This window comes from Ruegeria sp. F11 (assembly GCF_056533855.1).
Genome location: NZ_JBQFOW010000001.1, coordinates 144,158 through 168,912, shown reverse-complemented (window position 1 = coordinate 168,912; position 24,755 = coordinate 144,158). Strand labels below are relative to the sequence as shown.

Genomic DNA, 24,755 nt, shown 5'->3' with positions numbered 1-24,755 from the left:
GTTATGCTTGTCAGTCTAACAGATTTTCTCTCAGGCCGCCTGACTGTCCGATTGCTGACGGTTCCAAAGCTGTGCATAGCGTCCCTGCTGGGACAGCAGCTCGTCATGCGTGCCCTGTTCGATGATCTCGCCGCTTTCCAGAACCACGATTCGGTCGGCCTCGGCGATGGTGCTCAGGCGATGCGCGATGGTGATCACCGTCCGCCCCTCACCCGCGCGGGCCAGAGCATCCTTGATGTCCTGCTCGGTGTCCGTATCCAGCGCCGAGGTCGCCTCGTCCAGCAAAAGGATCGGCGGGTTCTTTAGCAAGGTCCGCGCAATGCCAACGCGCTGTTTTTCACCGCCTGACAGCTTCAGGCCACGTTCCCCGACCTTGGTGTCGTACCCTTCCGGCAGCGTAGCGATAAAGTCATGGATCTGAGCGGCCCTTGCCGCAGCCTCAACATCCTCCTGAGTGGAGCCGTCACGGCCATAGGCGATGTTGTAGCGGATCGTGTCGTTGAACAGCACGGTATCCTGCGGCACAACGCCGATGGCCGCGTGCAGGCTGGTTTGGGTAACGTCCCGCACGTCCTGGTCGTCGATTTTCAGCGCACCTCCGGTCACGTCGTAGAACCGAAACAGCAGCCGCCCGATGGTAGACTTGCCGGACCCGGTCGCCCCGACAATCGCCACCGTCTGCCCTGCTGGCACGGTCAAAGACACGCCTTTGAGAATTTCGCGCTCGGGATCGTAGCCAAAATGGACATTCTCCAAAGTCACTTCCCCACCGTTCACGGCAAGATCGGGCGCATCGGGCTTGTCCTTAACCTCGGCAGGTTGTTCGAGCAGATCGAACATCTGCCCCATATCCACAAGCGACTGCCGGATTTCCCGATAGACCGTGCCCAGAAAGTTCAGCGGCACTGTAATCTGGATCATGTAAGCGTTGACCATGACGAAATCGCCAACGGTCAAAGACCCGCTCTGCACCCCAATCGCGGCCAGAACCATGACGCCGATCAGGCCGCAGGTGATCAGGAAGGACTGGCCGAAATTCAGGAAGGCCAGCGAATAGGCCGTTTTCAACGCGGCGCCCGCATAGGCTTTCATCGACACATCATAGCGTTCAGCTTCGCGCGTTTCCGCGTTGAAATATTTGACGGTTTCAAAGTTCAGCAAGCTGTCGATGGCGCGCTGGTTGGCCTCGGTATCCTGATCGTTCATCTCGCGCCGCAGCTTCACCCGCCACTCGGTCACGGCAAAGGTGAACCAAATGTAAAGGGCGATGGTGACGGCGACGACCACCAGATACCAAACGTCGAACAGCCACATCAGGATGATGGCCACCAACAGCAGTTCCAGGATCAGCGGCCCAATCGAGAACAACAGGAAGCGCAGCAGGAATTCAACGCCTTTGACACCACGCTCGATAATGCGGCTCAAACCGCCAGTGCGACGGGTCACGTGATAGCGCATCGAAAGCTGGTGAATGTGCTGAAAGGTCTCCAGCGCCAGCGCCCTTAGCGCGCGCTGCCCCACCGGAGCAAAGGCCGCATCGCGCAATTGCTGGAACCCCACGGTCATCATCCGCGCCACGCCATAGGCGACGGTCAGCCCCACGGCCCCCAGCGCCAGCGGCGGCACGCCCTCACCCGCCAAGGCGTCAACCGCGCCCTTGTACAGGATCGGCGTGTACACCGCGATCAGCTTGGCCAGCACCAGCATGCCCATCGCAATGACCACCCGGCGTTTGACCCAGGGCTCATCATCCGGCCAAAGGTAAGGCGCGACCTTGCGGATCGTGCGCCAGCCAGAGCGGCGTTCATCTGGGTCCGGCATATCAGCGGTGGTCATTGGGGCTGTCCGTCTCATCACGTACCTTGTCTGCGGTCAGAGATAGACCCCGGCCCGCGCCGAGGCCAGAGACGATTTCATTCGGGAATTGTAAATATCTGTCCCGGATAGATCAGATCGGGGTCGCGGATCAATTCGCGATTGGCCTCGAACAGGCGCACATACAGTACGCCATCGCCAAACCGCTCGCGTGAGATGGCCCACAGCGTGTCGCCCCTTTGCACGGTGACCGAGCGGATCGGGGCCGCCTGTTCAAGCGACGTGTCGCCTGTTGCGGCTTCGGCGGCTTGCAGAACTTCGACCGGTTCGCGCTTGAACGGCGTTTCCACGCGGCTAAGAACGGTTCCGTCCGTATTCACTTCATCCACTCGCAGGGTGTAGACGCCAGGGTCAATCCCCTCGAGCTCACCCCGCCAGTTGCCATCGTCTTCCGGGTCCAGATCGGCGACAAGGCGGTTGTCTAGATAAAGGCGCACAGCCGACCCGTCCGGCGCACGCCCGGTCAGTTCGACATCGCCCGTGTCCGAATATCCGATGGTGTCCAGAGCGATCTGTTCCGGTTCATCGCTTTGCGTCGCCGGGGGTTGAACCAGTTCGACCCCTTCTTCACCGGAACGCAGAACAGCGATTTGCTGATCTTCGGGCGCAGCCTCGGTAGGCGCTTCGGCGGTCTCAGTTTCGCTACCGGTGGTCTGAGGTTCGGCCTCGGCAGTCAGAGGCTCTTCGGATGTTTCAGTCTGTGGCTCATTGGACGCGTCCGTCGGCGTCTCATCGGCGACTTCGGGCTGCGCCACGGGTTCGGTGACGCTGGCGACCTCAGTTTCACCGAGCGGCTCGGCATCCTCAGCGGCGTCTGGCTGGTCTTCTGCGGACGGCACGTCAGTGGCGGCGATCTGTGGCTCTGCCGGTTTCGGCAGCGCTGCGATCAAGTAGTCATCCGACCGAGCCGTCCGCTCTCCGTCCGAGTTTTCCAGAACCAGCCCCTGCGCCGCATCGCTGAACGGGATGGTGACGAATTCCGCAAACTGACCGCCGGGGCCAACGGTGAACTCATGCAGCACTGCCCCGTTCAGCAGTACCCGCATCCGACTGCCGGGTTCTGCATCCCCGGACAGCAGGGCGTTGCCGTCCTTCTCAACAAATATCTGATCCAGAACTGGCTTCCCCAGAGAGGTCGGCTCCGCTTCCCCTGCCGCCTCGACAGGGATTTCTGCCTCCGGCTCTGACGCGATTTCCTCGGTTTGATCAGGAGCCGGTTCCGCAGCCGCCTCTTCCACTGGCTCAGCAGCGGGCTCCTCCTCGGCAGCCAGTTCAACCGGCTCAGCGGCCTGAGCACTGTCTTCAACGGCTGCGGGGGCCTCGGGCGGCTGGCTTTCCGAGATCGGGGCCTCTGCGGTCTGCTCCTGCTGTTCTACTTCGGGCGGGGTACTGAAAACGCCCGACAGGTACAGGCCACCCGCGCCCAAAACTGCGACAAGACCGGCAATCACCCCCCAAACAAAATTCCCGGAGCTTCCGTTTCCCGATTTGGCGTCCATTCTTTTCCTTTCGCTCCGCGGCGCAAATGCTTTGACTTACAGGCATTCCGGCGGACAGTTGAGCCAATCTATCAATCTCGCTATCACGGGTCAAAACGTCTGACACAAGCCCGGAGACCTCCTTAGATGTCCCAGAAATCTGTCTGTGTGTATTGCGGGTCACGCAATGGTGAAAATGCGGCATATTCCGAGGCCGCGCGGCAGTTCGGCACATTACTGGCAAACGAAGGCTGGCGGCTGGTCTATGGGGCCGGAGATGTCGGCTTGATGGGCGAAGTGGCGCGGGCGGCGCAGACGGCGGGGGGCGAAACATTCGGCGTCATCCCCGTGCACCTTGTTCAGCGCGAGGTCGGTAAGACTGACCTGACTCATTTCGTGATCACCGAAACAATGCACGAGCGTAAAAAGGTCATGATCATGAACGCCGACGCCGTCGTCGTCCTGCCCGGAGGCCCCGGATCGCTGGACGAGTTGTTCGAGGCGCTGACATGGCGGCAACTGGGCCTGCATGACAAACCCATGTTGGTCATGAATGTGGACGGATATTGGGACGCGCTGCGCAGGCTGCTGGATCAGGTGATTGATCAGGGCTTTGCCGATGCCTCGCTGGGCGAGTTCATCACCTGGGTTGAGGACGCGGAATCGGCGATGTCTACGTTGCGAGAAAAACTGAAGTAAAGGCGGGATCGGGCGGCCTGCGCCGCCCGAAGGATGGATCAGGCCAGACGCGCATCAGGCTTTAGCCGGTGCGTCAGAACCTTCTCGACCTTGTGCAAGGGATGATTGGTCAGCGTCTTGTCGACCTCTGCCACGACCTTGGCCAGCACTTCGCTGTGCAGCCGACGGCGCAGCAGGCCGAGCACGCGTGGGTTGGCGACCAGAACCAAGCGCTTGAAGGCCCCTTTCAACCCTTTGCGATTCAACAGATTGGCCAGATCCTGCACGAATAAAGATTTGGCATGGGTCTTCCAGCTTGCATCCTCGACGGCTGACTTCTGGTTCGGACCGTTGTCATTTCGACGCCCGGCCCGGTCGGTTGGTTTCGATTTCGGGGTGTCCTGTTCCTCGACCGAAAGGACAACCAGATTGGGGTCCTCGGCGTCGGTGATGTTCTCCATGAACAACGCCTTTTCCCCGTCTGCAATGATAACCCATGTTCCCTGTGCAAGTGCGACCATCGTGATCTCCTGTTAAGGTTTCTTTTGGGTATCCCTCATCCGCCGGGCACAATTATTCTGTCGCGCGCCTATGGCTGCAGGCGCGCCGCCCGTAGTTTTTGAATGTGCGGATTTCTCCCTCCCGCACAATATAAGCTAGGTATCGCGGGGCCGCTTACAATAGGTGGGGGTATCGAAAGTTGACGCGTCGGCAGGTTTTCACCCTTGTCGGCGGTGTATTCGCTTTTGACAAGAAAAATGCTCTTAGTGAATGCCTGCGGTCAGACCGCGCATCAACCATCGCTGCAGTAACAGCACGACAAGTGCAGGCGGCAATAGTGATAAAAGCGCTAGAACCATTCCTGCCGTGCCGCCAAACCCGGTATAGGCCATCCCTCGGACCAGCGTATCATGATCTTGGCTGGTCGTCGTGATCATGATCGGCCAGACATACTGGTTCCAACCCAAAACGAACAAGATCGCAAAAACCGCAGCGATCATCGGCAAAGATATCGGGATGACGATATCGACCAGAATCTGCAGCGACCCAGCACCGTCAATTCGAGCGGCCTCCATCACCTCGGTCGGGATTTGCCGCATGTATTGCCGGAACACCAGAACACCCAACCCGCTGGCTGTGATTGGAAGGATCATTCCGGCATAGGTGTTCAACAACCCGATTTCATTGGTGATTGCAAAGGTGGGCAAAATCCGTGTCTCGATCGGAAAGAACATTGCAACAAGGATCAAACCATATAGCACCTCCGCAAAGGGCAGGCGAAAGAAAACCAACGCATAAGCCGCCAGCAGTGAGATAGCACTTTTGATGACAGCGACCCCAAGCGCCAAAACGAGCGAATTCCACATCATCGCCCCTGCCCCAATGCCCGCGCTGCTTACGCCATCTCGCCAGACCTGCACAAACAGCCCCCACAGATCCAAGGGGTCAAGAGCGGATAGCAATTGCCAGATCAGCAAGCAGACCGGACCGCTCATCAGGACTACACCGGCCAAAAGGATCAAATGATCTAAGATTCGGTTTCCACGCAAACTACGGGTCCAATTGTTGAAGAGACGTCTTTGAAGCCAGCCAATTCAGGTCTGTCATGGTCAAAACTCACCCGCAAGGTGAACAGTACATGCCCACGCAAAAAACCTTGATTTTTTCAGCGGATAGACCAGGCTCGAAAGGGGAATGTGCACCGTATTTCGGACTGAACCAACGCTGTCCGAAACAGACTAATTGGTCATAGCCAACCTTGTTCTATGAAAAAGGCCCGCCAGCGTCTCCGCAGGCAGGCCCAGGCAAGTCCTTAATGGACCAGTGTTCACATCCGCGATGCGACGTTTTCCCAGTTCACCAGGTTATCGAGGAAGTTCGACAGGTAAGCCGGACGCTTGTTGCGGAAGTCGATGTAGTACGAATGCTCCCAGACGTCGCAACCCAGCAGTGCAGTCTGGCCGAAGCACAGCGGGTTCACGCCGTTCTCGGTTTTGGTCACGGCCAGCGAGCCATCGGCGTTCTTGACCAGCCACGCCCAGCCCGAGCCGAACTGACCAGCACCAGCGGCGCTGAATTGTGACTTGAACTCGTCAACCGAGCCGAAGCTTTCAACCAGAGCCTTCTCAAGTTCACCCGGCATGGCGTTGTCGCCGGGGCCCATCATCTCCCAGAACTGGTTGTGGTTCCAAAGCTGGCTGATGTTGTTGAAGATACCGTTCTGCGCGACGGCGTTTGCGTCGTAGGTGCCGGTGATGATCTCTTCCAGCGACTTGCCGTCCCACTCGGTGCCTGCAATCAGCTTGTTGCCGTTGTCGACATAGGCCTTGTGGTGCAGATCGTGGTGATATTCCAATGTTTCCGCGGACATACCCTTGGCTGCCAGCGCGTCATGTGCATAAGGAAGATCAGGAAGTTCAAAAGCCATCTCGGCCCCCTGTTGAAATGATTGTTGCGGTTCCAAAGGTTACATGCTTTGACAAGCGCCGCAGGTCAAGGGCCGCGACAAGAAAACCCGGAGGTCCGCGATGCTGACACAGGCGCGCAAGATGTTCTACCGCGCCCGCGGGTACAATGATGGCCGGTTGAACGGCGAAACGTTCCGGCTGGACCCTTATCATTCGAAATTCTGGCGCAAAGCCTCTGCCGGCGATTGGGAGCCCGAGACATTTGCCGTTCTGGACCAGTTCCTGAGCCCCGAAAGCGATTATCTGGATATTGGCGCGTGGATCGGCCCGACGGTCCTGTATGGCAGCCGCAGGGCGCGGCATGTCTGGTGTTTCGAGCCGGACCCCACCGCGTTCCGGCATCTGGCGTGGAATCTTGATCTGAACGACATCCGCAATGTCTCAGCCTTTGGCGTGGCCTTGTCGAACCAGTTTGGCGTGGCCCGCATGGCCTCGGTCCGTGGCGAGCCGGGGGATTCCACCAGTTCCCTACTCCATGATGGCGCGCATGGTTCGGATGCGCTGACGATTGGGTGGGATCAGTTTGAGGCGGCGAATGATCTGTCGCGCGTGTCTCTGGTTAAGATGGATATTGAGGGGGCGGAATTTTTCGTTCTGCCCGCGCTGGTGAACTGGCTGAAACAGCAAAAACCCGCCCTGTTCCTGTCGCTGCACGGGCCGTTGCTTGCGGAAGGCGACCGGTTTGAGGCGACCCAGAAGTTGCTGCAAATGCTGGACTTCTACCCCAATCTCAAGGATGAAACCCTCCAGACTTTGTCACCTGAACGGCTTCTTTCACAAAAGGCTCTGACAAAGTACCGAACCGTGTTGCTGCATTTCTGAGCCACCTGATCCAAGCTCTGCATCCACTGACCGGCCAGGTTGCACGAGGTGTGTTTACGAAAGCCCCGGGACCAACCCGAGGCTCCTAGTTTTGCGACCCGAACAGGCTGGGATGTCGCATTAAGAGGCGTAGAGCGACCCACCCGTGTTCACAGAACAACCGCCATACCCCGAGGGCCGGTTCGCCGCGTTTGCCTGCGGGAACCTGGCCACCATGTCCACACGTTGTTTTTCAGGATTCAGCGTGGCCGTGTAACTGACATAGATCAGCCCACCATTGGTGGCGGGAATTTTCATCTTCCACATCAGCCGGTAGTCGCCTTTACGCGTTTCCTTGAACCTGACATCCTTGGGCTGGCCATCAAATTTCTTGATATAACCATCGTAAACGCGCGCACGCTTGTTTTCGGCATCGACACTCAGGATCACACGTTCCGGAATCCACCCACGCTCCATACGGTGCAGGGTGCAGTCGTAGGTCAGGATTTCCGCGTTCGCTGTGGTTGCGGCCAGGGTCAAAGCCAGGGCGGCCAACAGTTTCTTCATCTTCTTATGCTCTCAAGTTATGCGAATAACACTGCAACTTGCGACCTTATGCTCCTTTAATCACAAAACAATCTTAAGGAGAGACCGCCCGTCGGCTTTCTCCATAAATGACCGCTGGACCCTTGTTCAAGACCAAAATGAAAACGGCCGCCTTGTTCAAAAGGCGGCCGCGACATGTGGCTGTTTTGTTGGTTTATGCGCTCAGTAAACCCCAACCTCACTGCCCGGCTGCGCCGCGACTTTGAGCAGTTTGAAGACGTAATCCGCCGTCGAGCGGAAGCAGACCACGCGGAAGGTCTCGGCATCATCCATCCAGAACGCACCCGCCACCTGTGCCAGACGCGAGCGGCGGATTTGGCCGGGTTGGAATGCGCCCGCCGACAGATCGACCGGGGCCAGCTTGCCCAACACCTCACGCGCGCTGCTGCCCGAGATGCGGAATACGGCGCGGGCATCCGAGACGTTGACGGCCAGAGCATGCGTGCCGCTGAGCGCATTGGTCATGGCGGCCAGTTTGGCCTCGACCTCGGCATAAGGCACCAGCACTAGCAGCTCGTCGGTGGACATCCAGCAGACGCCGGTGTCGCCCTCAACCAGAGCCGCGCGCTGGCCCGGCACCTTCTGGCCGGTGGCGTCTTTGACGGCTTTGGCCAGCACCTTGTCCGACAGATCGCCGCGCAGGGTGATCATGCCCTGCAGACCGCATTCCTCGACCTTGGCGATGCCATCATAGCTGGCGTGGTTCAGTGCGCTGATGGGTTCAGACATTCTGCTTCTCCCCGTCTTTGTCGTAGAAGATCGGGTCCACGATCTTGGCTTTATAGGTTTTGCCGTCGGTGCCGGGGAATTCGACAATCTCGCCCATCCGGTCCGGCCCGTGCTTGATCAGGCCCATGGCGATGCCCTTGTCCAGATTGGCCGAGTAATATGTCGAGGTGACACGCCCGATCATATTGCGCTGACCGTTGGCGTTGACGCCCTCACCCACCGCGTAGGCACCATCCGGCAGAACCGATCCATCCACAGTCTCAAGACCGACCAGTTTCCAGCGGTCGGGATCGGCCATATGGCTGCGCGTATGGGCGCGTTTGCCAAGGTAATCCTCTTTCTTTTTCGACAGCGCCCAGTGCAGCCCCAGATCCTGTGGGATCACAGTACCGTCGGTCTCGTCGCCGATCATGATAAAGCCCTTCTCGGCCCGCAGGATGTGCAGACATTCGGTGCCATATGGCATCACGCCGAACTCTTTGCCCGCATCCATCAGAGCGTCCCAGAACGCCTGACCCTGCGACGCGGGAATCGCGATCTCATAGGACAGCTCTCCCGAGAACGAGATGCGATAGGCCCGTGCATCGAACGCACCGATCTTGCCGTCACGCCATTCCATAAACGGCAGCGCCTCTTTCGACAGGTCCATACCGCCCAGCTTCGCCAGCACCTTGCGCGCGTTCGGACCCACGACGGCAACCTGAGCGTATTGCTCGGTCACGTTGGCGACATAGACTTTCCAGTCCCACCATTCGGTCTGCAGCCATTCTTCCATGTGACCATGGATGCGCTCGGCCCCGCCGGTGGTGGTGTGGCACAGCCATGTGTCCTCGTCGATCCGCGCGACAACGCCGTCGTCGATCAGGAACCCGTTCTCGGAACACATCAGGCCATAGCGGCATTTGCCGACCTTCAGCGTGGACATCATGTTGGTATACAGCATGTCCAGAAACTTGCCCGCATCCGGGCCTTTGACGATCAGCTTGCCCAGGGTCGAGGCATCCAGCAGCCCGAGGTTTTCACGGGTGTTTTTCACCTCGCGGTTCACCGCGTCATGCACTGTTTCACCGGGGCGGACATAGGCATAGGTCCGGCGCCAGTGGCCGACCGGCTCCCAATCCGCGCCGTTCTTGTCATGCCAGTTGTGCATCGGGGTCTGGCGGATCGGCTGGAACACCTCTCCGCGCGCCTCGCCACCGATCGACGCCAGAGAGATCGGCGTATAGGGCGGGCGGAAGGTGGTGGTGCCAACCTTCGGGATTTCGGAATCCAGCGCATCAGCAAGGATCGCCAAGCCGTTGATGTTGCTCAACTTACCCTGATCGGTTGCCATACCCAGCGTGGTGTAGCGCTTGGTGTGCTCGACACTCTCATAGCCTTCGCGCGCGGCCAGTTGCACGTCCGAGACCTTCACGTCGTTCTGGAAATCCAGCCAGGATTTCATCCGCAACTGAACCTCGGCATTCGCGGGCATCAGCCAGACCGCTGCCATCGGCGCTTCGTCGGTGGTTTCGCCAACCGGGGCCTTGGTGCGTTTCGCGGTCAGCCCGACGGCCTTGGCCGCCGCCTTACCGGTAGCATCCGCGTCTTTCAGCACGTCACCCAGCGCCAGCGGCCCGTTCGAGGACCCTGCGGCCAGCACAAACCCTTCACCATCGGCCCCCAACGGAGGACGGTCGGGATCGGGACGGAAATGGGCATAGGCCTCATCCCAGATCAGCTTGCCGCCGCAATGCGACCACATGTGCACGACAGGGGACCAGCCGCCCGACATGGCAACCGCGTCGCAGTCGACCTCTTCCCGCGCGCCGCCAATGCCGTCCTGATTGCAGAGGGCGACTTTCTTGACGCGCTTGCCGCCTTTGACCTTGGCAATCGCCTTGCCCGGATCGACGCGGATGCCCAGCTGACGGGCCTCCTCGGCCAGCGGTCCGGCGGTTGCCCTTGCGTCAACAACGCGCAAAACATCCACACCCGCCTGTTTCAGGGTAATCGCGGTGCGATAGGCGTCGTCATTGTTGGTCGCAACGATCACCCGTTCACCCGGGGTCACCCCCCAGTTGACCACATAGTCGCGCATGGCCGAGGCAAGCATCACGCCCGGCACATCGTTCCCCGCGAAGGACAACGGGCGTTCTATCGCACCAGTTGCAGTCACAATCTGCTTGGCCCGGATCCGCCACAGACGATGACGCGGGCCTTGCGTACCCGGCTTATGGTCGGTCAGCCGTTCATAACCAAGGGCATAGCCGTGGTCGTAAACACCCGCGCCCATGCAGCGCAAACGCATTGTGACGTTGTCCATTGTTTCGAGTTCGGAAACCAATTGTTCCACGAACTTATCCACAGGCTCATCATTGACCGTGCCGCCGTCAACCGGAGCGCGACCGCCCCAATGCGCGGTCTGCTCGATCAGCAGGACTTTGGCACCGGACGCAGCCGCCACTTTGGCCGCCTGAAGGCCAGCAACACCGCCGCCAATCACCAGCACATCGGTGAAGGCGTAGAAATGCTCATACGTGTCCGCATCACGGCTATCCTTGTCGGGCGCTTTGCCCAGACCGGCGGATTGGCGGATGAACGGCTCGTAGACGTGTTTCCAGAACGGTTTCGGATGGATGAAGGTCTTGTAGTAGAACCCGGCGGGCAGAAACCGCGCCAGATGGGTGTTGATCGCGCCGATGTCGAATTCCAGATTCGGCCAGTGGTTCTGCGAGATCGAGGTCAGACCATCGAACAGCTCGGTCGTGGTGGCGCGCTGGTTCGGCTCGAACCGGTTGCCCTGCCCCAGACCGACCAGAGCGTTCGGTTCCTCGGCACCGCTGGCGACCATGCCGCGCGGGCGGTGGTATTTGAACGACCGGCCCACCATCATCTGATCGTTGGCCAGCAGGGCCGAGGCAAGCGTGTCGCCTTCATAGCCCTGCATCGAGGTGCCATTGAAGGTGAAGGTAACCTGTTTCGACCGGTCGATCAGGCGGCCTTGTTTTGCGAGGCGGGTGCTCATGGTGCGGACCTTTCGCATGTGGAGGCGCAGGGGCCTCCGGCGGGAGTATTTTTGAAAAGATGAAGCATCAGGAGAACTCTCTCCACGTCCAGCCGGGGCGTTTGGCGGAGATGGCATCCTTGATCTCTTGCGGCGGCTCGGTGGTTTGCGCCGGGTAGGTGCCGAACACTTCAAGCGTTTGCGTGCAGCGCGCTGCATGGAACCACTTGCCGCAGCCATTAGCATGGCGCCAGCGTTCGAAATGCACGCCCTTGGGGTTTTCGCGCATGAACAAGTAGTCGTGGAAGTCATCATCCGATGAGCCGGGGCCGTAGCGCTTCAGATGCGCCTCGCCGCCTGCGGCCAATTCGGTCTCTTCGGCATCCACGCCGCAATAGGGGCAATTCAGGATCAGCATGTGGCTACTCCACGTAATTAGCATTGAAGTGCATCGGGACAGAAAAACTGACCCTTTGCGTTGTTGCTTTTTCTCCAGAAACACCAGCTTTTGCAGCAGCGTCGAGGCCCACGACTTTAAGGAAACCGGAGGATGCAACTTCTGCTCCGGCTTCTCCTCCAGCAACAACTGCCACCTCCAGATCAAACGAGATCATTTGATCCCCATCTCTCGAAGGTTGAGCGTTTATGCGTCCAGGTGCGATAGGAATTCCGCCCTCATCTTTTGACAACCGCTGCGCCTCGCGAACACCTCTCGATATCTGAACGAGAGTTTGGCTTACAAACTCCTGGACATCCATCAGTGAGCCACCCCGGCGGCGACGCTTTCGTCGATGAAGCGGCCTTCTTTGAAACGGTCCAGCGTAAAGGCTTCGGTCAGCGGTGAATGGCCTGTCGCCATCAGCTGCGCCATGCCCCAGCCCGATCCCGGAATGGCCTTGAAACCACCGGTCCCCCAGCCCGCATTGATGAAACACCCACCCAGAGGCGTTTTCGACAGGATCGGAGACCGGTCACCGGTCATATCCACAATCCCGCCCCACTGGCGCAGCATCTTCAGGCGCGAGATCATCGGGAAGGTCTCGACCAGTGCGCGCACGGTTTCCTCGATATGGTGGAACGATCCGCGCTGGGTGTAGTTGTTGAACCCGTCGGTGCCGCCGCCGATCACCATCTCGCCCTTGTCGGACTGAGACATATAGCCGTGCACGGTGTTGGCCATCACGACCACATCCATGCAGGGCTTGATCGGCTCGGACACCAGCGCCTGCAGCGCGACGGCTTCCAGAGGCAGACGGAAGCCCGCCATCTCGGCCAGCTGACCCGAATGACCGGCAACCACGATGCCCAGCTTATCACAGTCAATCGCGCCTTTGGTGGTGTCGACCCCGACAACGCGACCGTTTTCCTGGCGCACGCCGGTGACTTCGCATTTCTGGATGATGTCCATCCCCATGGCCGAGCACGCGCGGGCATAGCCCCAGGCCACCGCATCGTGACGCGCGGTGCCGCCGCGTTCCTGCCAGAGGCCGCCCAGAACCGGATAGCGCGGACCTTCCAGATTGATGATCGGCACCAGCTCTTTCACGCGCTCGGGGCCGATCCATTCGGTCTTCACGCCCTGCAGCGCGTTGGCATGCGCTGTGCGCTGATAGCCGCGAATCTCGTGCTGGGTCTGCGCCAACATGATCACACCGCGCGGACTGAACATGATGTTGTAGTTCAGGTCCTGGCTCAGATCCTCGTAGAGGCCCCGCGCCTTTTCATAAAGCGCCGCCGAGGGGTCCTGCAGATAGTTCGACCTGATGATCGTCGTGTTCCGACCGGTGTTGCCGCCGCCCAGCCAGCCCTTCTCGATCACCGCGACATTCTGGATGCCGTAGTTCTTGCCCAGATAATATGCCGTCGCCAGACCATGCCCCCCCGCGCCAACGATGATCACGTCGTATTTCTTCTTGGGCTCGGGCGAACGCCAGGCGCGTTCCCATCCGGTGTGATAGCGCAGCGCTTCCCGCGCCACCGCAAAGGCTGAGTAGTGTTTCATAAGCGAATCCATCCGGTTCGGTGATTGCACGCACATATGCCGTGTGGCGGCATAATACCCGCGCCATGCAACGTCACAATACTGCGCTATTGCGACATGAGTACCCCTCGCGTCTTTTTGTCCCTTTTTTCCCGGCGCGTGCAGGTCTAAGTCAGGACAACCATACCGGAGGGACCATGACGTTCTGGGTTCTGATACTCCTCATCGCGCTGCTGATTGCGGCTTTCCTCAGCTACACGTTGCTGCGCACCAGTCGCGGTGCGGAACCGGCAGCGGCGTATGATCTGCGCGTGTATCGCGAACAGCTTGCCGGTGTGGACCGTGATTTGGCGCGCGGCGTGATCGGTGAGGCTGATGCAGAACGGGTGCGCACCGAAATCTCGCGTCGCATTCTGGCGGCGGATGCACAGATGCAGCAGGACGGGGATCAGGCGGGGCCATCTCGGATGGCTTCGGTGATTACCATTTCGGTGCTGGCGGTGTTCCTGATTGGCGGGGCTCTCGCGATGTACTACAGAATGGGTGCTGTTGGCCTGCCGGACTTGCCTTTGAACGCGCGAGTGGAAATGGCCAAGGAAGTGCGCGAGAACCGCCCGGGCCAAGCCGCAGCCGAAGAGTTTACGAACCGGCCACAGCCACGCGAATTGGACGAAAGCTATGCGTCCCTTCTCAAGCAGTTGCGCGAAACGGTTGCAGCGCGACCGGACGATGTGAACGGGCACATGCTGTTGGCGCAACACGAAACCAACGCCGGTAATTTCAAGGCCGGATACACCGCTCAGCAACGGGTGATCGAGTTGTCTGGCGAGGCGGCGACAGCGGACGCTTACGCGGATCTGGCCGAGATGATGATCCTTGCCACCGGCGGCTATATCTCGCCCGAGGCGGAACAGGCCTTGCAACAAGCATTAGACCGCGACCCGCAACATGGTCCAGCCCGGTATTACTGGGGGCAGATGCTGGCGCAGATCGGGCGTCCGGACATTGCCTACCGCGTGTGGGCCGAAACCCTGCACGATGCACCAGCAGGCGCGCCGTGGGCGGATATCATTCGGGCGCAGATCAACGAACTGGCCTTTCGCGCAGGCGTCTTCAACGGACCGGACCTGAGCGTCGCGCCATCCGGGTCTGGCCCCAGTCAGGAAGACATGGCCGCCGCTGCGGACCTGACGCCCGAGGAGCGGCAGGGAATGATTCAAGGCATGGTGGATCAACTCTCGGACCGTTTGGCCACTGAAGGCGGCTCGCCCGAGGAATGGGGCCGCCTGATCGCCGCCCTTGGGGTTCTGGGCCAAGCCCAGCGCGCCATCGATATCCGGGATGAAGCCATGACCGTTTTCGCCGATGACGCAGCCGCGCTGCAGATCATCGACGCCGCCGCCCTGCAAGCCGGAATCGCGCAATGATCCATGACGAGTTCGAGGGTTTTGCCGAGAGCCTCGCGCCCATGACCGCATTGATGGGGCTGGACCTTGGCGAAAAGACCATCGGCGTCGCGGTGTCGGACCGGATGCGCGGCGTGGCCAGCCCACTGGAAACCGTACGGCGTAAGAAATTCACGCTGGACTCGGCGCGCCTGCTGGAAATCGTCGCGGATCGCGAGATCGGAGGCATCCTGCTGGGCCTGCCAAAGAACATGGACGGCACCGAAGGCCCGCGCTGCCAGTCCACCCGCGCGTTTGCCCGCAACATGTCTCGCCTGACCGAATTGCCCATCGGGTTCTGGGACGAGCGGCTGAGCACCGTTGCGGCAGAAAAGGCACTGCTTGAGGCGGATACGACACGAAAACGTCGCGGACAGGTTATCGATCACGTTGCGGCTGGCTATATCTTGCAGGGAGCCTTGGACAGGCTGCGCTTTTTGTAACCGGTCGGAGGCCGCAAATGACGAACATGGTTTGGAAACGGAACGAGGTCGAAAGCCCTTGCATCCAAATCTGTGTCGTGCACCCGACCGAGCGGATCTGTACGGGCTGCTACCGTACCATCGACGAAATCTCGCGCTGGTCGAAAATGGACAGTTCCGAGCGCGCCGAGATCATGCAGGAACTGCCCTCGCGCAAGCCGCAGCTTTCGAAACGCCGCGGTGGTCGCGCCGGGCGTCTGAACGGGTCTTAATCCAACTATTTTAGCTGTTTCCGAAGCTCTTCGGCGTCGCTTGCGCAGGCACTGGCCAAGATTTGCGCCGCCGCAGGTCAGGCCCGGGTTCCGAGGGGGTAAGAAACCTAAGGGCTTGGAGTCGAATAGCCGACGACCCACGGCGGCGCGGCGCGATCACGCAGCTTCCCGTCCGTGATGGGAAACGCCCGCGTTCTGTTGCTTTTTGACCAATCAATCAAGAAAAAATTCCCGCAGCCGAGGCATTCCCTTGCGTCATATTTCGCTCGCCCAAGTGCGGGGCACTGCCTCCATCAATTTTTGGAATTGATCACCCAGTTTTCCGGCTTTCATCCCAAGTCACGAAGCCCTGCCTAACCGGCGGCCAGCCAAGCTTTGGCATTCTCAAAATCATCCGATGGGAAATACTGGGTCCGCGTCCCCAGAACATGGCTCGCGACCCGCTGCGCCATGTGTTGCCAGGCCTTATCCCCGACAATCGCCGCGCGGTCGAGCATCCCGATGTGGCGGCTGGCCACCCGAAAATGCGCCGCCAACGCCGACAGGCCTTGCCAGCCGTCAAACTCTCGCAGGTCAATCAACAGGCGGAACCCATCGCGGCCCTGTAGCAGCGTGTCCAGATCGGCCTCGGCCTGTTTGTACTGGCCGGGGTCCAGCTTGCCCAGCAGCCCGATTTGTACACAGGGCCCACCCAAATCGGTGACATGGATTGCACCCAGAGACTCGCGTATCCAGTGACGGGCTTCCTCAAGTTCGGCCAGTTCGAACACCTGAACTGGGCAGGGCAAGATCGGGGCGGCCAGCCGGATGCTGGTCTGCACCCAGCCCTGATCCGCAACCACGCCGATCCGGTCGAACCCGCGCCAATGGCCAAGACCCAGCTTTGTGTCGGACCAGACCGCACCCAGATCATAACCTTTGAATTCCGGCTGCACGATGGCCAGCAGGCGCACCGCGTCATGCTCGGCCAACGCGGCCTCGATCGCGGGGACCAGTGTGTCAGAGTAATCGGCGCTGGTGACCTCGCCCGACAATTCGACTTCGATCTGCGCACCGTCGGTACTTGTGTGAACCGTCATCATGAGCCAAACCCTCCGAAATCAAAGAATGACAGGAGGTTATGGGGATTCGATCCATTCGGCCACTCCCCCGGCGCATTCGGGGCGGAAATACACGATCATCCGTCCATCCGGACCGGCCGAGGCCCCCTGCCCCCACGGGGCCACTCCGTGCAGGCAATGGCGGTGCAGCAGGTAGGATTCGCCGGGTTTGGCGGGCAGTTCGATCCTTGGGCAGGTCTCAAATACCTCACGCCGGGCGGCTTGGTAGATGTCAGTGATGTCCACCTGATGCAGCGTCTCGCGCGGCTGATTGGCCAAGGCGCGGGCAAAGGCCTGTTGCATGATGATGTGGCTGCCTTCCCACAGAACCATCGGCGCAGCATCCGCGCTGGCTTCGGTCAGCGGGATACCCAGTATCCACGCGTGCGGCTCATCCACCCGGCGGCGGCGATCCGGCCCCATCGGGCGCAACCCGTCCACATGGGCCGCGTCCCGGTTGCGGCGATAGCGCGTGGCGGCTTCGCCCTCACCCCGGCGTGGGCGTGGATAGCCGGGATAGATGACCGAGATCTGCCCCTTGTGCAGCGGTAATGGCCCGTAATGCTGCGCGATGAACTCTGCCGCTCGCCCGGCCAGAGGGCCGGACTGCCCTACCCGGCCCAAAGCGTCATTTGGCAGGGCATCGACACCGATGAACCATGTGCCCTCACAATCCAGCCACTCGGCATGGGCGGGATCGGTGGTCGCGGCCCGCGCAATGGGCAGGGCATGGTTCACCCACTCGGCCAGCGTTGGATCATACGGAAACCTGATCCACCCTTTGGCCCGGAAATCGCTCATAGTCCCAAAGCCTTGCGCAACATATTCAAGGCAACCAGTGTCAGGAACACCGCAAAGACGCGCTTCAACGGCTTGGGGTCCATCGCATGGGCCAGTTTGACGCCCCACGGCGCGGTGATCATCGTCATGGTGACAACAATGGCAAAGGCCACAAGGTTGACAGCCCCGATGGTCAGCGGCGGGCGGTGTTCCGCAGCGACATCGAGAAACAGAAACCCGATCACCGAGGGCACCGCAATGATCACCCCAAACCCGGCAGCCGTCGCCACGGCGCGGTGAATGGGCGTGTTGTAAAGGCTCATCAGCGGCACCCCGAAACTGCCGCCGCCGATGCCCATCAGCACGGACAGAAATCCTACCCACGGGGACAGCAAGGCGCGCTTGACCCCTTTGGGCATCGCGTCGCCCAACCGCCACTCGGACCGGCCAAAACCCAGATATGCGCCAATGACCATGCCAAGTACGCCAAACAAGGCCTGCAGCATTTCCGTCCGCAAAGCTGATGCCACAAGCACGCCGCAAATCGCTCCGATTATGATGCCGGGGCCCCAACTGCGCAGGATATCCCAATCGACAGCGCCCTTTTTGTTATGGGCCAGCACCGACCGCAGAGAGGTCACAATGATCGTCGCCAACGAGGTCGCCAGACACAGTTGCATCAACTGCGGCCCACCGTAGCCAAGCGTATGAAAAGCGTAGAAAAAGGCTGGCACCAGAACGATACCGCCGCCAACGCCCAGCAGCCCGGCCAGCACTCCGGCCAGCGCCCCGATTACAAGCAAAAGGCCCAGCATCTGGGCCAGCAACATCGCGTCGGGCATCTTCCCCCCAAGTTGGCCATCCGGGCCGTGGTTCAGTTCCTTCAGACCTCGGCCATAGGGGCCACGTGATCCAGTGCCTGCAGCATCACCTCGGGCCCGGCCCCTTCGTGCACCGCGCCTTCGGACAAGGCACGCCGCCACGCGCGTGCGCCGGGACGGCCCGCGAAAAGGCCCAGCATGTGCCGAGTGATCTGGTGCAGGCGTCCCCCGTTGGCCAAGTGCCGCTCGACATAAGGCACCATTTGCCGGACGATGGCAATCGGATCGCTGTCCGCGCCGCTCTGGAAGATCAGCGTATCGGCCGAGGCCAAAATGTCGGTCGGCTGATGATAGGCAGCGCGTCCGATCATCGCGCCATCCAGACCCGCATCCAGGTGCGCGCGTGCCTCGTCCAAAGACGTGATACCCCCGTTGATCGAGATATGCAGATCGGGGAAATCCGCCTTCATTTTGTGCACAAGGTCGTAATCCAGTGGTGGGATATCGCGATTTTCCTTGGGGCTTAGGCCCTGCAGCCAAGCCTTGCGGGCATGAATGGTGACACGCTGGCAGCCAGCCGCGCTGATCCGTTCCAGAAATGCGGGCAGAACCTGATGCGGGTCCTGCTCATCCACGCCGATGCGGCATTTGACGGTCACGTCAACATCCACCGCCTCGCGCATGGCCACGACACATTCGGCGACGCGGGCGGGATCTTTCATCAGCACCGCCCCGAACGTGCCGGATTGCACCCGGTCCGAGGGGCAGCCGCAGTTCAGATTGACCTCATCATACCCGGCCTCGGCCCCCAGTTTTGCCGCCTGCGCCAGTTCATCCGGGTCCGATCCGCCAAGCTGCAGGGCGACCGGGTGTTCCTCGGGGTTGTAGTCCAGCAGATGCAGCGCGCCACCCCGCACCAAGGCGGGGGCCGTCACCATCTCGGTATACAGCAATGTCTGGGAACTGAGCAGCCGGTGCAGATAGCGGCAGTGCCGATCCGTCCAGTCCATCATCGGTGCAACGCTTAGAAGCGCGGCTCTTTCTGCGTTACTTTTCAAAGCACCAATTCCGTCTGCTTCTTTGCGATGCCAGTTCCTGATTCGACTGCGGTGTAGCATATCCACAGGCCGCAGACAGCCGCCCTTCTTTGCGGGTCTTAGGCACGCCCGAGTCCGATTTCTTCCCAATTTCGTCCGACTTAGGCGCGACGAGCGGCCAAAAACCCGCGATAGTCGGGCAAAGGAGTCCGATCTCATGCGATATTCTGGCCTGCGCGTCATCAAAGAAGCCCTGACGGGACATCGGGGTTGGGGACCCGCATGGCGGGATGCGGCCCCGAAATCCGACTATGACTATGTCATCATCGGCGGCGGCGGGCATGGGCTGGCCACCGCGCATTATCTGGCGAAGGAGTTTGGCCAAAGCCGGATTGCCGTGCTGGAAAAGGGCTGGATCGGCGGCGGCAACGTGGGGCGGAACACGACCATCATCCGCTCGAACTATCTGCTGGACGGGAATGAGCCGTTCTATGAGTTCTCGCTGAAACTGTGGGAGGGGTTGGAGCAGGACCTCAACTACAACGCGATGGTCAGCCAGCGGGGTATTCTGAACCTGATCCACTCAGACGCCCAGCGCGATGCCTATGTCCGGCGCGGCAATGCGATGCTGCTGCACGGGGCGGATGCCGAGTTGCTGTCGACCGAGCAGGTGCTGGAAAAATACCCGTTTCTGAACGTCAACAATGCCCGTTTCCCGATCAAGGGCGCTTTGGCCCAGCATCGCGGCGGCACCGCGCGGCATGACGCGGTGGCCTGGGGTTACGCCCGCGCTGCCGACCAGCGGGGTGTGGATATCATCCAGAATTGCGAGGTAACGGGCTTTCGCATCGAAAACGGCAGGGTTCTGGGGGTCGAGACCTCTCGCGGGTATATCGGCGCGAAAAAGGTGGCGTCCTGCGTGGCCGGGTCATCCTCGCGCGTGATGGAGAAGGCCGGGATGCGGCTGCCGATTGAAAGCCATGTGCTGCAGGCCTTTGTCTCGGAAGGGTTGAAACCTGTCCTGCCGGGGGTCGTTACCTTTGGGGCTGGGCATTTCTATGTCAGCCAGTCCGACAAGGGCGGTCTGGTCTTTGGCGGCGATATCGACGGTTACAACACCTATGCCCAACGCGGCAACCTGCCGGTGGTCGAGGATGTCTGTGAAGGCGGCATGGCGATCTTTCCGATGCTGGGCCGGGTGCGGCTGCTGCGGATGTGGGGCGGCGTGATGGATATGAGCATGGACGGCTCGCCCATCATCGACCGGACCGATATCGAGGGGCTCTATTTCAACGGCGGCTGGTGCTACGGCGGCTTTAAGGCCACGCCCGCCTCGGGCTTTGCCTATGCGCATCTGCTGGCCACCGACAGGCCGCATGACACCGCCACCGCCTATCGCTTCGATCGTTTCGCCAAGGGCCTGATGATCGACGAAAAAGGCGCGGGCAACCAGCCGAACCTGCACTAGGGGGCAAGAGACATGATCATCAACCATCCGCTCCTCGGGCCGCGCGATGCTGCTGAGTTCACTTATCTGGGCGACGCCCGCATGATCCAGCGCCCGGACTGGCAGGCCGATGATGCCGTGGAGCGGTTCATCGACTATGGCTATCTGCGCGACAATCCGGCTGGCATGCATCGCGAGCTTTGGTTCCACGAGCAGGGCGACCGGTCATGGCTGGTCGTGACCCGCGACACCACCACGCATGAGATTACGCAGGTCGAACTGGCCCGAGATGTGGCCCGGGCCGAGGGGCGTTCGACATGACCCAGAGCAATCGTATGACCGGTGGGCTGATCGACCGCGCCACAAGCTTTTCCTTCCGTTTTGATGGCAAGCAGATGATCGGGCACAAGGGCGACACGCTCGCCTCGGCTTTGCTGGCGAATAACGTGCGCCTGATGGGACGGTCCTTCAAATACCACCGCCCGCGCGGGCCTTTCTCTGCCGGGTCCGAGGAGCCCAATGCCATCGTCGAACTGCGCAGCGGCGCGCGGCAGGAACCCAACACCCGCGCCACCACGGCTGAGTTGTTTGACGGGCTGGAGGCGCGTTCTCAGAACCGATGGCCGTCGCTGGCCTTTGATGCCATGTCGATCAACGACCGGCTGTCCGGCTTCCTTGCTGCCGGGTTTTATTACAAGACGTTCATGTGGCCCGCTTCGTTCTGGGAAAAGCTCTACGAGCCGATTATCCGCCGTGCCGCCGGTCTGGGGTCGGTCAGTCATGAGCCCGATCCCGACAGCTATGACAAAGGCTTCCGCCACTGCGATCTGCTGATCATCGGCGCAGGACCTGCGGGTCTGGCGGCGGCTCTGACCGCTGGCCGGGCCGGGCTGGACGTTATCCTTGCCGATGAAGACTTCCTGATGGGCGGGCGTCTGAATGCCGAAAGCATCGCGGTCGGTGATCAAAGCGGCGCGGATTGGGCCGCCGCCACCTGCACTGAGTTGGCCGCCCTGCCCAATGTCCGCCTGATGCCGCGTACCACGGTGATCGGGGCCTTCGACCACGGGATCTACGGCGCGGTTGAGCGGGTCAGTGATCATCTGCCCCAACCCCACCCCGGCAAGCCGCGCCAGATCCTGTGGCGCATCTATTCCAAACGCGCGATCCTGTGTGCAGGCGCAACCGAGCGTCCCATCGCGTTCCAAAACAACGACCGCCCGGGGATCATGCTGGCCGGGGCGATGCGCGCCTATGCCAATCGCTGGGCCACTACCCCGGCGCAAGAGGTCGCGATTTTCGCCAACAATGACGACGGACACCGGACCGCCGCCGACCTGCATGCCAAAGGCGTGCGCGTGTCCGCCGTGATCGACACCCGGCCCGACGCCCCTCGTAGCTATGACTTCGAGGTTCTGGCAGGGGCCACCATCCACGACACCCAAGGCCGTCTGGGCCTGAAAAGCGTGGATGTCACCCTACAAGACGGCAGCCTCCGGCGGGTCTTTTGCGGCGCGCTTGGGGTCTCGGGCGGATGGAACCCGAATCTGCAACTGACATGCCATCAGCGCGGACGGCCGGACTGGGATGCCTCGATTGCGGGTTTTGTGCCCGGTGCGGCGCTGCCTTCGGGCCTGTCCGTCGCAGGCGCAGCGCAGGGGGTGTTTTCGACAGCGGGCGCTCTGGCATCCGGGGCCGAGGCTGCGGTCACTGTGGCGGATGATCTGGGCCGAACGGCCAAGCCCCCTGCCCTGCCCGAAGCCGAGGACGCCCCCGTCAACATCACGCCCGTCTGGCACGTCCAGGGCGCGAAACGGGCATGGCTGGACCAGCAGAACGACGTGACCGCCAAAGACGTAAAGCTGGCGCATCAGGAAAACTTTGTCTCGGTCGAGCACCTGAAACGCTACACGACGCTGGGCATGGCCACCGATCAAGGCAAGACCGCGAACGTGCCAGCGCTGGCGATCATGGCCGAGCTTGCGGGCAAGTCGATCCCCGAGACCGGCACCACCATCTTCCGCCCGCCCTACACGCCCACCGCCATCGGCGTTCTGGCCGGACGCTCGCGCGATGCAGAATTCCGCCCCACCCGCAAAACCCCCAGCCACCGCTGGGCCGAGGAACAGGGCGCGGTTTTCGTCGAGGCCGGCATGTGGCTGCGCGCCCAATGGTTCCCGCGCGCGGGCGAGACCCACTGGCGGCAATCGGTCGATCGCGAGGTGCTGCAGACCCGCAAGTCGGTCGGCATTTGCGACGTAACCACGCTGGGCAAGATCGACGTGCAGGGATCGGATGCGGCGGCCTTTCTGAACAAGCTCTACTGCAACGGCTTCGCAAAGTTGCCGGTCGGCAAAACCCGCTATGGCCTGATGCTGCGCGAGGATGGAATCGTCATGGATGATGGCACCGCCGCCCGGTTGGCCGAGGATCATTTCGTCGTCACCACAACCACCGCCAATGCCGTAAGTGTCTATCGTCACATGGAATTCGTGCGCCAGTGTCTGTTCCCGGATATGGACGTTCAACTAATCTCGACCACAGAAAGCTGGGCGCAGTTTTCCGTCGCCGGGCCCAACGCACGCAAGCTGCTGCAAAAGGTGGTGGACCCCGAGTTCGACATCTCGAACGAAGCTTTCCCCTTCATGGCCTGTGGCCAGATCACCGTTTGCGGCGGGCTGCGGGCGCGACTGTTTCGCATCTCGTTCTCGGGTGAGTTGGCCTTTGAGATCGCAGTGCCCACCCGCTACGGCGACGCAATGATCCGCCGTCTGATGCAGGCGGGCGAGGAATTCGACGTCACCCCCTATGGCACCGAAGCGCTTGGCGTGATGCGGATCGAGAAAGGTCATGCAGCCGGGAACGAACTGAACGGCACGACCACGGCGCTTAACCTCGGGTTGTGCCGGATGGTGTCCCAGAAGAAGGACTCGATTGGCCTGATCCTATCGCAGCGCGAAGGGCTGATGCAGGACGATGCGCTGAAACTCGTGGGGCTGAAACCGGTCGATCCAGACAATCAGGTCCCGGCAGGGGCGCATCTGATGACCAAGGGCGATCCGGTCGATGCGGCGCATGATCAGGGCTATGTCACCTCGGCCTGCTATTCGCCCCATATCGGCAGTCACATCGCGCTTGGCTTGCTGAAATCCGGCGAGGCCCGGATGGGTGAGACGATCCGTCTGGTCAGCCCCCTGACCGGGCAGGATCACGACGTCGAAGTAGTCAGCGCCCATTTTGTCGACCCGGACGGAGACCGCCTCCATGCATGATCTGACACCCCTTACCCCCCTGTTCGCGGAAGCTGCGCAGGTGGACACAATAGCTGGCGTCACGCTGCGCGAAGTGACGGACGTGGCGCTTGCCTCGGTCGCGGCGCGCGCGGGCGGTGAGGCTGAAACCCAAGCGCTGGTGGCTGGTTTCATCGGCGGCGCGGCCCCCGGACCGGGCCACGCGACACTTGGCAGCGTGTCCGCGTTCTGGATCGGGCCGGAGCAATGGATGATTGAGGCCCCTCTGGATAGCCACGAGGACCTTGCGGCCCAACTGACCGCCCAAACCAGCGGCAAGGCCAGCGTCACCGAACAGACCGACGGTTGGTGCCGGTTCGATTTGGAGGGCGACGGGCTGGCGGCGGTGTTCGAACTGCTGTGCCCGCTGGATTTGCGCAACTACGCCGGGGGAGAGGCGACGCGGACTACAATCGACCATCTCGGCTGTTTCGTGATCTGCCGCACGCCTCAACTGATCTCGGTTCTGGGGCCACGCTCAGCCGCCGGATCGCTGCACCATGCGCTTGTGGCGGCAATGCGGGCGGCTGGTTGAGAAC

The 24,755-nt window shown here is 61.0% G+C and carries 24 protein-coding genes; 9 read left to right on the top strand and 15 right to left on the bottom strand.

The features are described 5' to 3' along the window. Positions 1-30: 30 nt before the first annotated feature. Together ACR0NJ_RS00850 and ACR0NJ_RS00845 are read right to left on the bottom strand one after the other, a co-directional pair. Entirely contained in the window at positions 31-1,836 is a 1,806-nt protein-coding gene (locus ACR0NJ_RS00850; RefSeq protein WP_480815242.1) for an ABCB family ABC transporter ATP-binding protein/permease, read from the bottom strand. A 77-nt stretch (positions 1,837-1,913) separates the two neighbouring features. Then, positions 1,914-3,374 (bottom strand): LysM peptidoglycan-binding domain-containing protein, encoded by a 1,461-nt coding sequence (locus ACR0NJ_RS00845; protein WP_480815241.1) that lies wholly within the window; start codon positions 3,372-3,374, stop codon positions 1,914-1,916. Between the two features lie 126 nt (positions 3,375-3,500). Between ACR0NJ_RS00845 and ACR0NJ_RS00840 the strand changes: the two genes are divergently transcribed. Continuing rightward, a complete protein-coding gene (locus ACR0NJ_RS00840) occupies positions 3,501-4,052 on the top strand; it encodes an LOG family protein (protein ID WP_480815240.1) in 552 nt (183 codons plus the stop codon). A gap of 38 nt (positions 4,053-4,090) precedes the next feature. On the opposite strand, the gene ACR0NJ_RS00835 is transcribed toward ACR0NJ_RS00840, so the two are convergent. From ACR0NJ_RS00835 to ACR0NJ_RS00825, 3 genes are all read right to left on the bottom strand, one after another. Continuing rightward, positions 4,091-4,552 (bottom strand): host attachment family protein, encoded by a 462-nt coding sequence (locus tag ACR0NJ_RS00835; protein WP_480815239.1) that lies wholly within the window; start codon positions 4,550-4,552, stop codon positions 4,091-4,093. A 243-nt stretch (positions 4,553-4,795) separates the two neighbouring features. Then, complete coding sequence (locus tag ACR0NJ_RS00830; RefSeq protein ID WP_480815238.1) at positions 4,796-5,527, bottom strand: ABC transporter permease subunit; 732 nt, start codon at positions 5,525-5,527, stop codon at positions 4,796-4,798. A gap of 332 nt (positions 5,528-5,859) precedes the next feature. Continuing rightward, positions 5,860-6,459: a superoxide dismutase gene (locus ACR0NJ_RS00825; RefSeq protein ID WP_480815237.1), complete on the bottom strand. Its 600-nt coding sequence runs from the start codon at positions 6,457-6,459 to the stop codon at positions 5,860-5,862. Between the two features lie 100 nt (positions 6,460-6,559). Here ACR0NJ_RS00825 and ACR0NJ_RS00820 point away from each other — a divergent pair, with 100 nt between their 5' ends. Beyond that, entirely contained in the window at positions 6,560-7,321 is a 762-nt protein-coding gene (locus ACR0NJ_RS00820) for an FkbM family methyltransferase (RefSeq protein WP_480815236.1), read from the top strand. 120 nt (positions 7,322-7,441) lie between these two features. Here ACR0NJ_RS00820 and ACR0NJ_RS00815 read toward each other — a convergent pair whose 3' ends face one another. From ACR0NJ_RS00815 to ACR0NJ_RS00790, 6 genes are all read right to left on the bottom strand, one after another. Next, positions 7,442-7,867, bottom strand: coding sequence for a hypothetical protein (locus tag ACR0NJ_RS00815; protein WP_480815235.1), 426 nt, complete (start codon positions 7,865-7,867; stop codon positions 7,442-7,444). 201 nt (positions 7,868-8,068) lie between these two features. Next, complete coding sequence (locus tag ACR0NJ_RS00810) at positions 8,069-8,635, bottom strand: sarcosine oxidase subunit gamma (RefSeq protein ID WP_480815234.1); 567 nt, start codon at positions 8,633-8,635, stop codon at positions 8,069-8,071. Beyond that, a complete protein-coding gene (locus ACR0NJ_RS00805) occupies positions 8,628-11,642 on the bottom strand; it encodes a sarcosine oxidase subunit alpha family protein (RefSeq protein WP_480815233.1) in 3,015 nt (1,004 codons plus the stop codon). The genes ACR0NJ_RS00810 and ACR0NJ_RS00805 overlap by 8 nt, the downstream gene beginning before the upstream one ends. Before the next feature lie 67 nt (positions 11,643-11,709). Beyond that, positions 11,710-12,039: a sarcosine oxidase subunit delta gene (locus ACR0NJ_RS00800; RefSeq protein ID WP_480815232.1), complete on the bottom strand. Its 330-nt coding sequence runs from the start codon at positions 12,037-12,039 to the stop codon at positions 11,710-11,712. 4 nt (positions 12,040-12,043) lie between these two features. Further along, on the bottom strand, positions 12,044-12,379 hold the full coding sequence (locus ACR0NJ_RS00795; RefSeq protein ID WP_480815231.1) for a hypothetical protein: 336 nt from the start codon (positions 12,377-12,379) through the stop codon (positions 12,044-12,046). Then, complete coding sequence (locus tag ACR0NJ_RS00790) at positions 12,379-13,623, bottom strand: sarcosine oxidase subunit beta family protein (RefSeq protein WP_480815230.1); 1,245 nt, start codon at positions 13,621-13,623, stop codon at positions 12,379-12,381. The genes ACR0NJ_RS00795 and ACR0NJ_RS00790 overlap by 1 nt, the downstream gene beginning before the upstream one ends. Before the next feature lie 176 nt (positions 13,624-13,799). Between ACR0NJ_RS00790 and ccmI the strand changes: the two genes are divergently transcribed. The 3 genes from ccmI to ACR0NJ_RS00775 are packed head-to-tail and all read left to right on the top strand — an operon-like array spanning position 13,800 to position 15,741. Next, entirely contained in the window at positions 13,800-15,029 is a 1,230-nt protein-coding gene (gene ccmI, locus ACR0NJ_RS00785) for a c-type cytochrome biogenesis protein CcmI (RefSeq protein WP_480815229.1), read from the top strand. Further along, entirely contained in the window at positions 15,026-15,490 is a 465-nt protein-coding gene (gene ruvX, locus ACR0NJ_RS00780; RefSeq protein WP_480815228.1) for a Holliday junction resolvase RuvX, read from the top strand. The genes ccmI and ruvX overlap by 4 nt, the downstream gene beginning before the upstream one ends. Before the next feature lie 17 nt (positions 15,491-15,507). Further along, the gene (locus ACR0NJ_RS00775; protein WP_480815227.1) at positions 15,508-15,741 is read left to right on the top strand and encodes a DUF1289 domain-containing protein; all 234 of its coding nucleotides are present in this window, start codon (positions 15,508-15,510) and stop codon (positions 15,739-15,741) included. Positions 15,742-16,094: 353 nt separating this feature from the next. Here the strand turns inward: ACR0NJ_RS00775 and ACR0NJ_RS00770 are convergent, their stop codons facing one another. The 4 genes from ACR0NJ_RS00770 to dusA are packed head-to-tail and all read right to left on the bottom strand — an operon-like array spanning position 16,095 to position 19,500. Next, positions 16,095-16,823, bottom strand: a complete 729-nt coding sequence (locus ACR0NJ_RS00770) for a SpoIIAA family protein (RefSeq protein WP_480815226.1) — start codon at positions 16,821-16,823, stop codon at positions 16,095-16,097. A 36-nt stretch (positions 16,824-16,859) separates the two neighbouring features. Beyond that, a complete protein-coding gene (locus ACR0NJ_RS00765) occupies positions 16,860-17,642 on the bottom strand; it encodes a hypothetical protein (protein ID WP_480815225.1) in 783 nt (260 codons plus the stop codon). Next, positions 17,639-18,463, bottom strand: a complete 825-nt coding sequence (locus ACR0NJ_RS00760; RefSeq protein WP_480815224.1) for a sulfite exporter TauE/SafE family protein — start codon at positions 18,461-18,463, stop codon at positions 17,639-17,641. The genes ACR0NJ_RS00765 and ACR0NJ_RS00760 overlap by 4 nt, the downstream gene beginning before the upstream one ends. Before the next feature lie 41 nt (positions 18,464-18,504). Beyond that, entirely contained in the window at positions 18,505-19,500 is a 996-nt protein-coding gene (gene dusA, locus ACR0NJ_RS00755) for a tRNA dihydrouridine(20/20a) synthase DusA (RefSeq protein ID WP_480815223.1), read from the bottom strand. Between the two features lie 196 nt (positions 19,501-19,696). Between dusA and ACR0NJ_RS00750 the strand changes: the two genes are divergently transcribed. The 4 genes from ACR0NJ_RS00750 to ACR0NJ_RS00735 are packed head-to-tail and all read left to right on the top strand — an operon-like array spanning position 19,697 to position 24,751. Continuing rightward, a complete protein-coding gene (locus ACR0NJ_RS00750; protein ID WP_480815222.1) occupies positions 19,697-20,947 on the top strand; it encodes a sarcosine oxidase subunit beta family protein in 1,251 nt (416 codons plus the stop codon). 12 nt (positions 20,948-20,959) lie between these two features. Next, positions 20,960-21,247 (top strand): sarcosine oxidase subunit delta, encoded by a 288-nt coding sequence (locus ACR0NJ_RS00745; RefSeq protein WP_480815221.1) that lies wholly within the window; start codon positions 20,960-20,962, stop codon positions 21,245-21,247. Then, positions 21,244-24,198, top strand: coding sequence for a sarcosine oxidase subunit alpha family protein (locus tag ACR0NJ_RS00740; RefSeq protein WP_480815220.1), 2,955 nt, complete (start codon positions 21,244-21,246; stop codon positions 24,196-24,198). The genes ACR0NJ_RS00745 and ACR0NJ_RS00740 overlap by 4 nt, the downstream gene beginning before the upstream one ends. Beyond that, a complete protein-coding gene (locus ACR0NJ_RS00735) occupies positions 24,191-24,751 on the top strand; it encodes a sarcosine oxidase subunit gamma (RefSeq protein ID WP_480815219.1) in 561 nt (186 codons plus the stop codon). Before ACR0NJ_RS00740 ends, ACR0NJ_RS00735 begins: the two co-directional genes overlap by 8 nt. Positions 24,752-24,755: the final 4 nt, after the last annotated feature.

Bases quoted from the DNA above. Each gene is read 5' to 3' on its own strand.
- ACR0NJ_RS00850 (WP_480815242.1), bottom strand. From the start codon at position 1,836: ATGACCACCGCTGATATGCCGGACCCAGATGAACGCCGCTCTGGCTGG.
- ACR0NJ_RS00845 (WP_480815241.1), bottom strand. From the start codon at position 3,374: ATGGACGCCAAATCGGGAAACGGAAGCTCCGGGAATTTTGTTTGGGGG.
- ACR0NJ_RS00840 (WP_480815240.1), top strand. From the start codon at position 3,501: ATGTCCCAGAAATCTGTCTGTGTGTATTGCGGGTCACGCAATGGTGAA.
- ACR0NJ_RS00835 (WP_480815239.1), bottom strand. From the start codon at position 4,552: ATGGTCGCACTTGCACAGGGAACATGGGTTATCATTGCAGACGGGGAA.
- ACR0NJ_RS00830 (WP_480815238.1), bottom strand. From the start codon at position 5,527: ATGAGCGGTCCGGTCTGCTTGCTGATCTGGCAATTGCTATCCGCTCTT.
- ACR0NJ_RS00825 (WP_480815237.1), bottom strand. From the start codon at position 6,459: ATGGCTTTTGAACTTCCTGATCTTCCTTATGCACATGACGCGCTGGCA.
- ACR0NJ_RS00820 (WP_480815236.1), top strand. From the start codon at position 6,560: ATGCTGACACAGGCGCGCAAGATGTTCTACCGCGCCCGCGGGTACAAT.
- ACR0NJ_RS00815 (WP_480815235.1), bottom strand. From the start codon at position 7,867: ATGAAGAAACTGTTGGCCGCCCTGGCTTTGACCCTGGCCGCAACCACA.
- ACR0NJ_RS00810 (WP_480815234.1), bottom strand. From the start codon at position 8,635: ATGTCTGAACCCATCAGCGCACTGAACCACGCCAGCTATGATGGCATC.
- ACR0NJ_RS00805 (WP_480815233.1), bottom strand. From the start codon at position 11,642: ATGAGCACCCGCCTCGCAAAACAAGGCCGCCTGATCGACCGGTCGAAA.
- ACR0NJ_RS00800 (WP_480815232.1), bottom strand. From the start codon at position 12,039: ATGCTGATCCTGAATTGCCCCTATTGCGGCGTGGATGCCGAAGAGACC.
- ACR0NJ_RS00795 (WP_480815231.1), bottom strand. From the start codon at position 12,379: ATGGATGTCCAGGAGTTTGTAAGCCAAACTCTCGTTCAGATATCGAGA.
- ACR0NJ_RS00790 (WP_480815230.1), bottom strand. From the start codon at position 13,623: ATGAAACACTACTCAGCCTTTGCGGTGGCGCGGGAAGCGCTGCGCTAT.
- ccmI (WP_480815229.1), top strand. From the start codon at position 13,800: ATGACGTTCTGGGTTCTGATACTCCTCATCGCGCTGCTGATTGCGGCT.
- ruvX (WP_480815228.1), top strand. From the start codon at position 15,026: ATGATCCATGACGAGTTCGAGGGTTTTGCCGAGAGCCTCGCGCCCATG.
- ACR0NJ_RS00775 (WP_480815227.1), top strand. From the start codon at position 15,508: ATGACGAACATGGTTTGGAAACGGAACGAGGTCGAAAGCCCTTGCATC.
- ACR0NJ_RS00770 (WP_480815226.1), bottom strand. From the start codon at position 16,823: ATGATGACGGTTCACACAAGTACCGACGGTGCGCAGATCGAAGTCGAA.
- ACR0NJ_RS00765 (WP_480815225.1), bottom strand. From the start codon at position 17,642: ATGAGCGATTTCCGGGCCAAAGGGTGGATCAGGTTTCCGTATGATCCA.
- ACR0NJ_RS00760 (WP_480815224.1), bottom strand. From the start codon at position 18,463: ATGCCCGACGCGATGTTGCTGGCCCAGATGCTGGGCCTTTTGCTTGTA.
- ACR0NJ_RS00750 (WP_480815222.1), top strand. From the start codon at position 19,697: ATGCGATATTCTGGCCTGCGCGTCATCAAAGAAGCCCTGACGGGACAT.
- ACR0NJ_RS00745 (WP_480815221.1), top strand. From the start codon at position 20,960: ATGATCATCAACCATCCGCTCCTCGGGCCGCGCGATGCTGCTGAGTTC.
- ACR0NJ_RS00740 (WP_480815220.1), top strand. From the start codon at position 21,244: ATGACCCAGAGCAATCGTATGACCGGTGGGCTGATCGACCGCGCCACA.
- ACR0NJ_RS00735 (WP_480815219.1), top strand. From the start codon at position 24,191: ATGCATGATCTGACACCCCTTACCCCCCTGTTCGCGGAAGCTGCGCAG.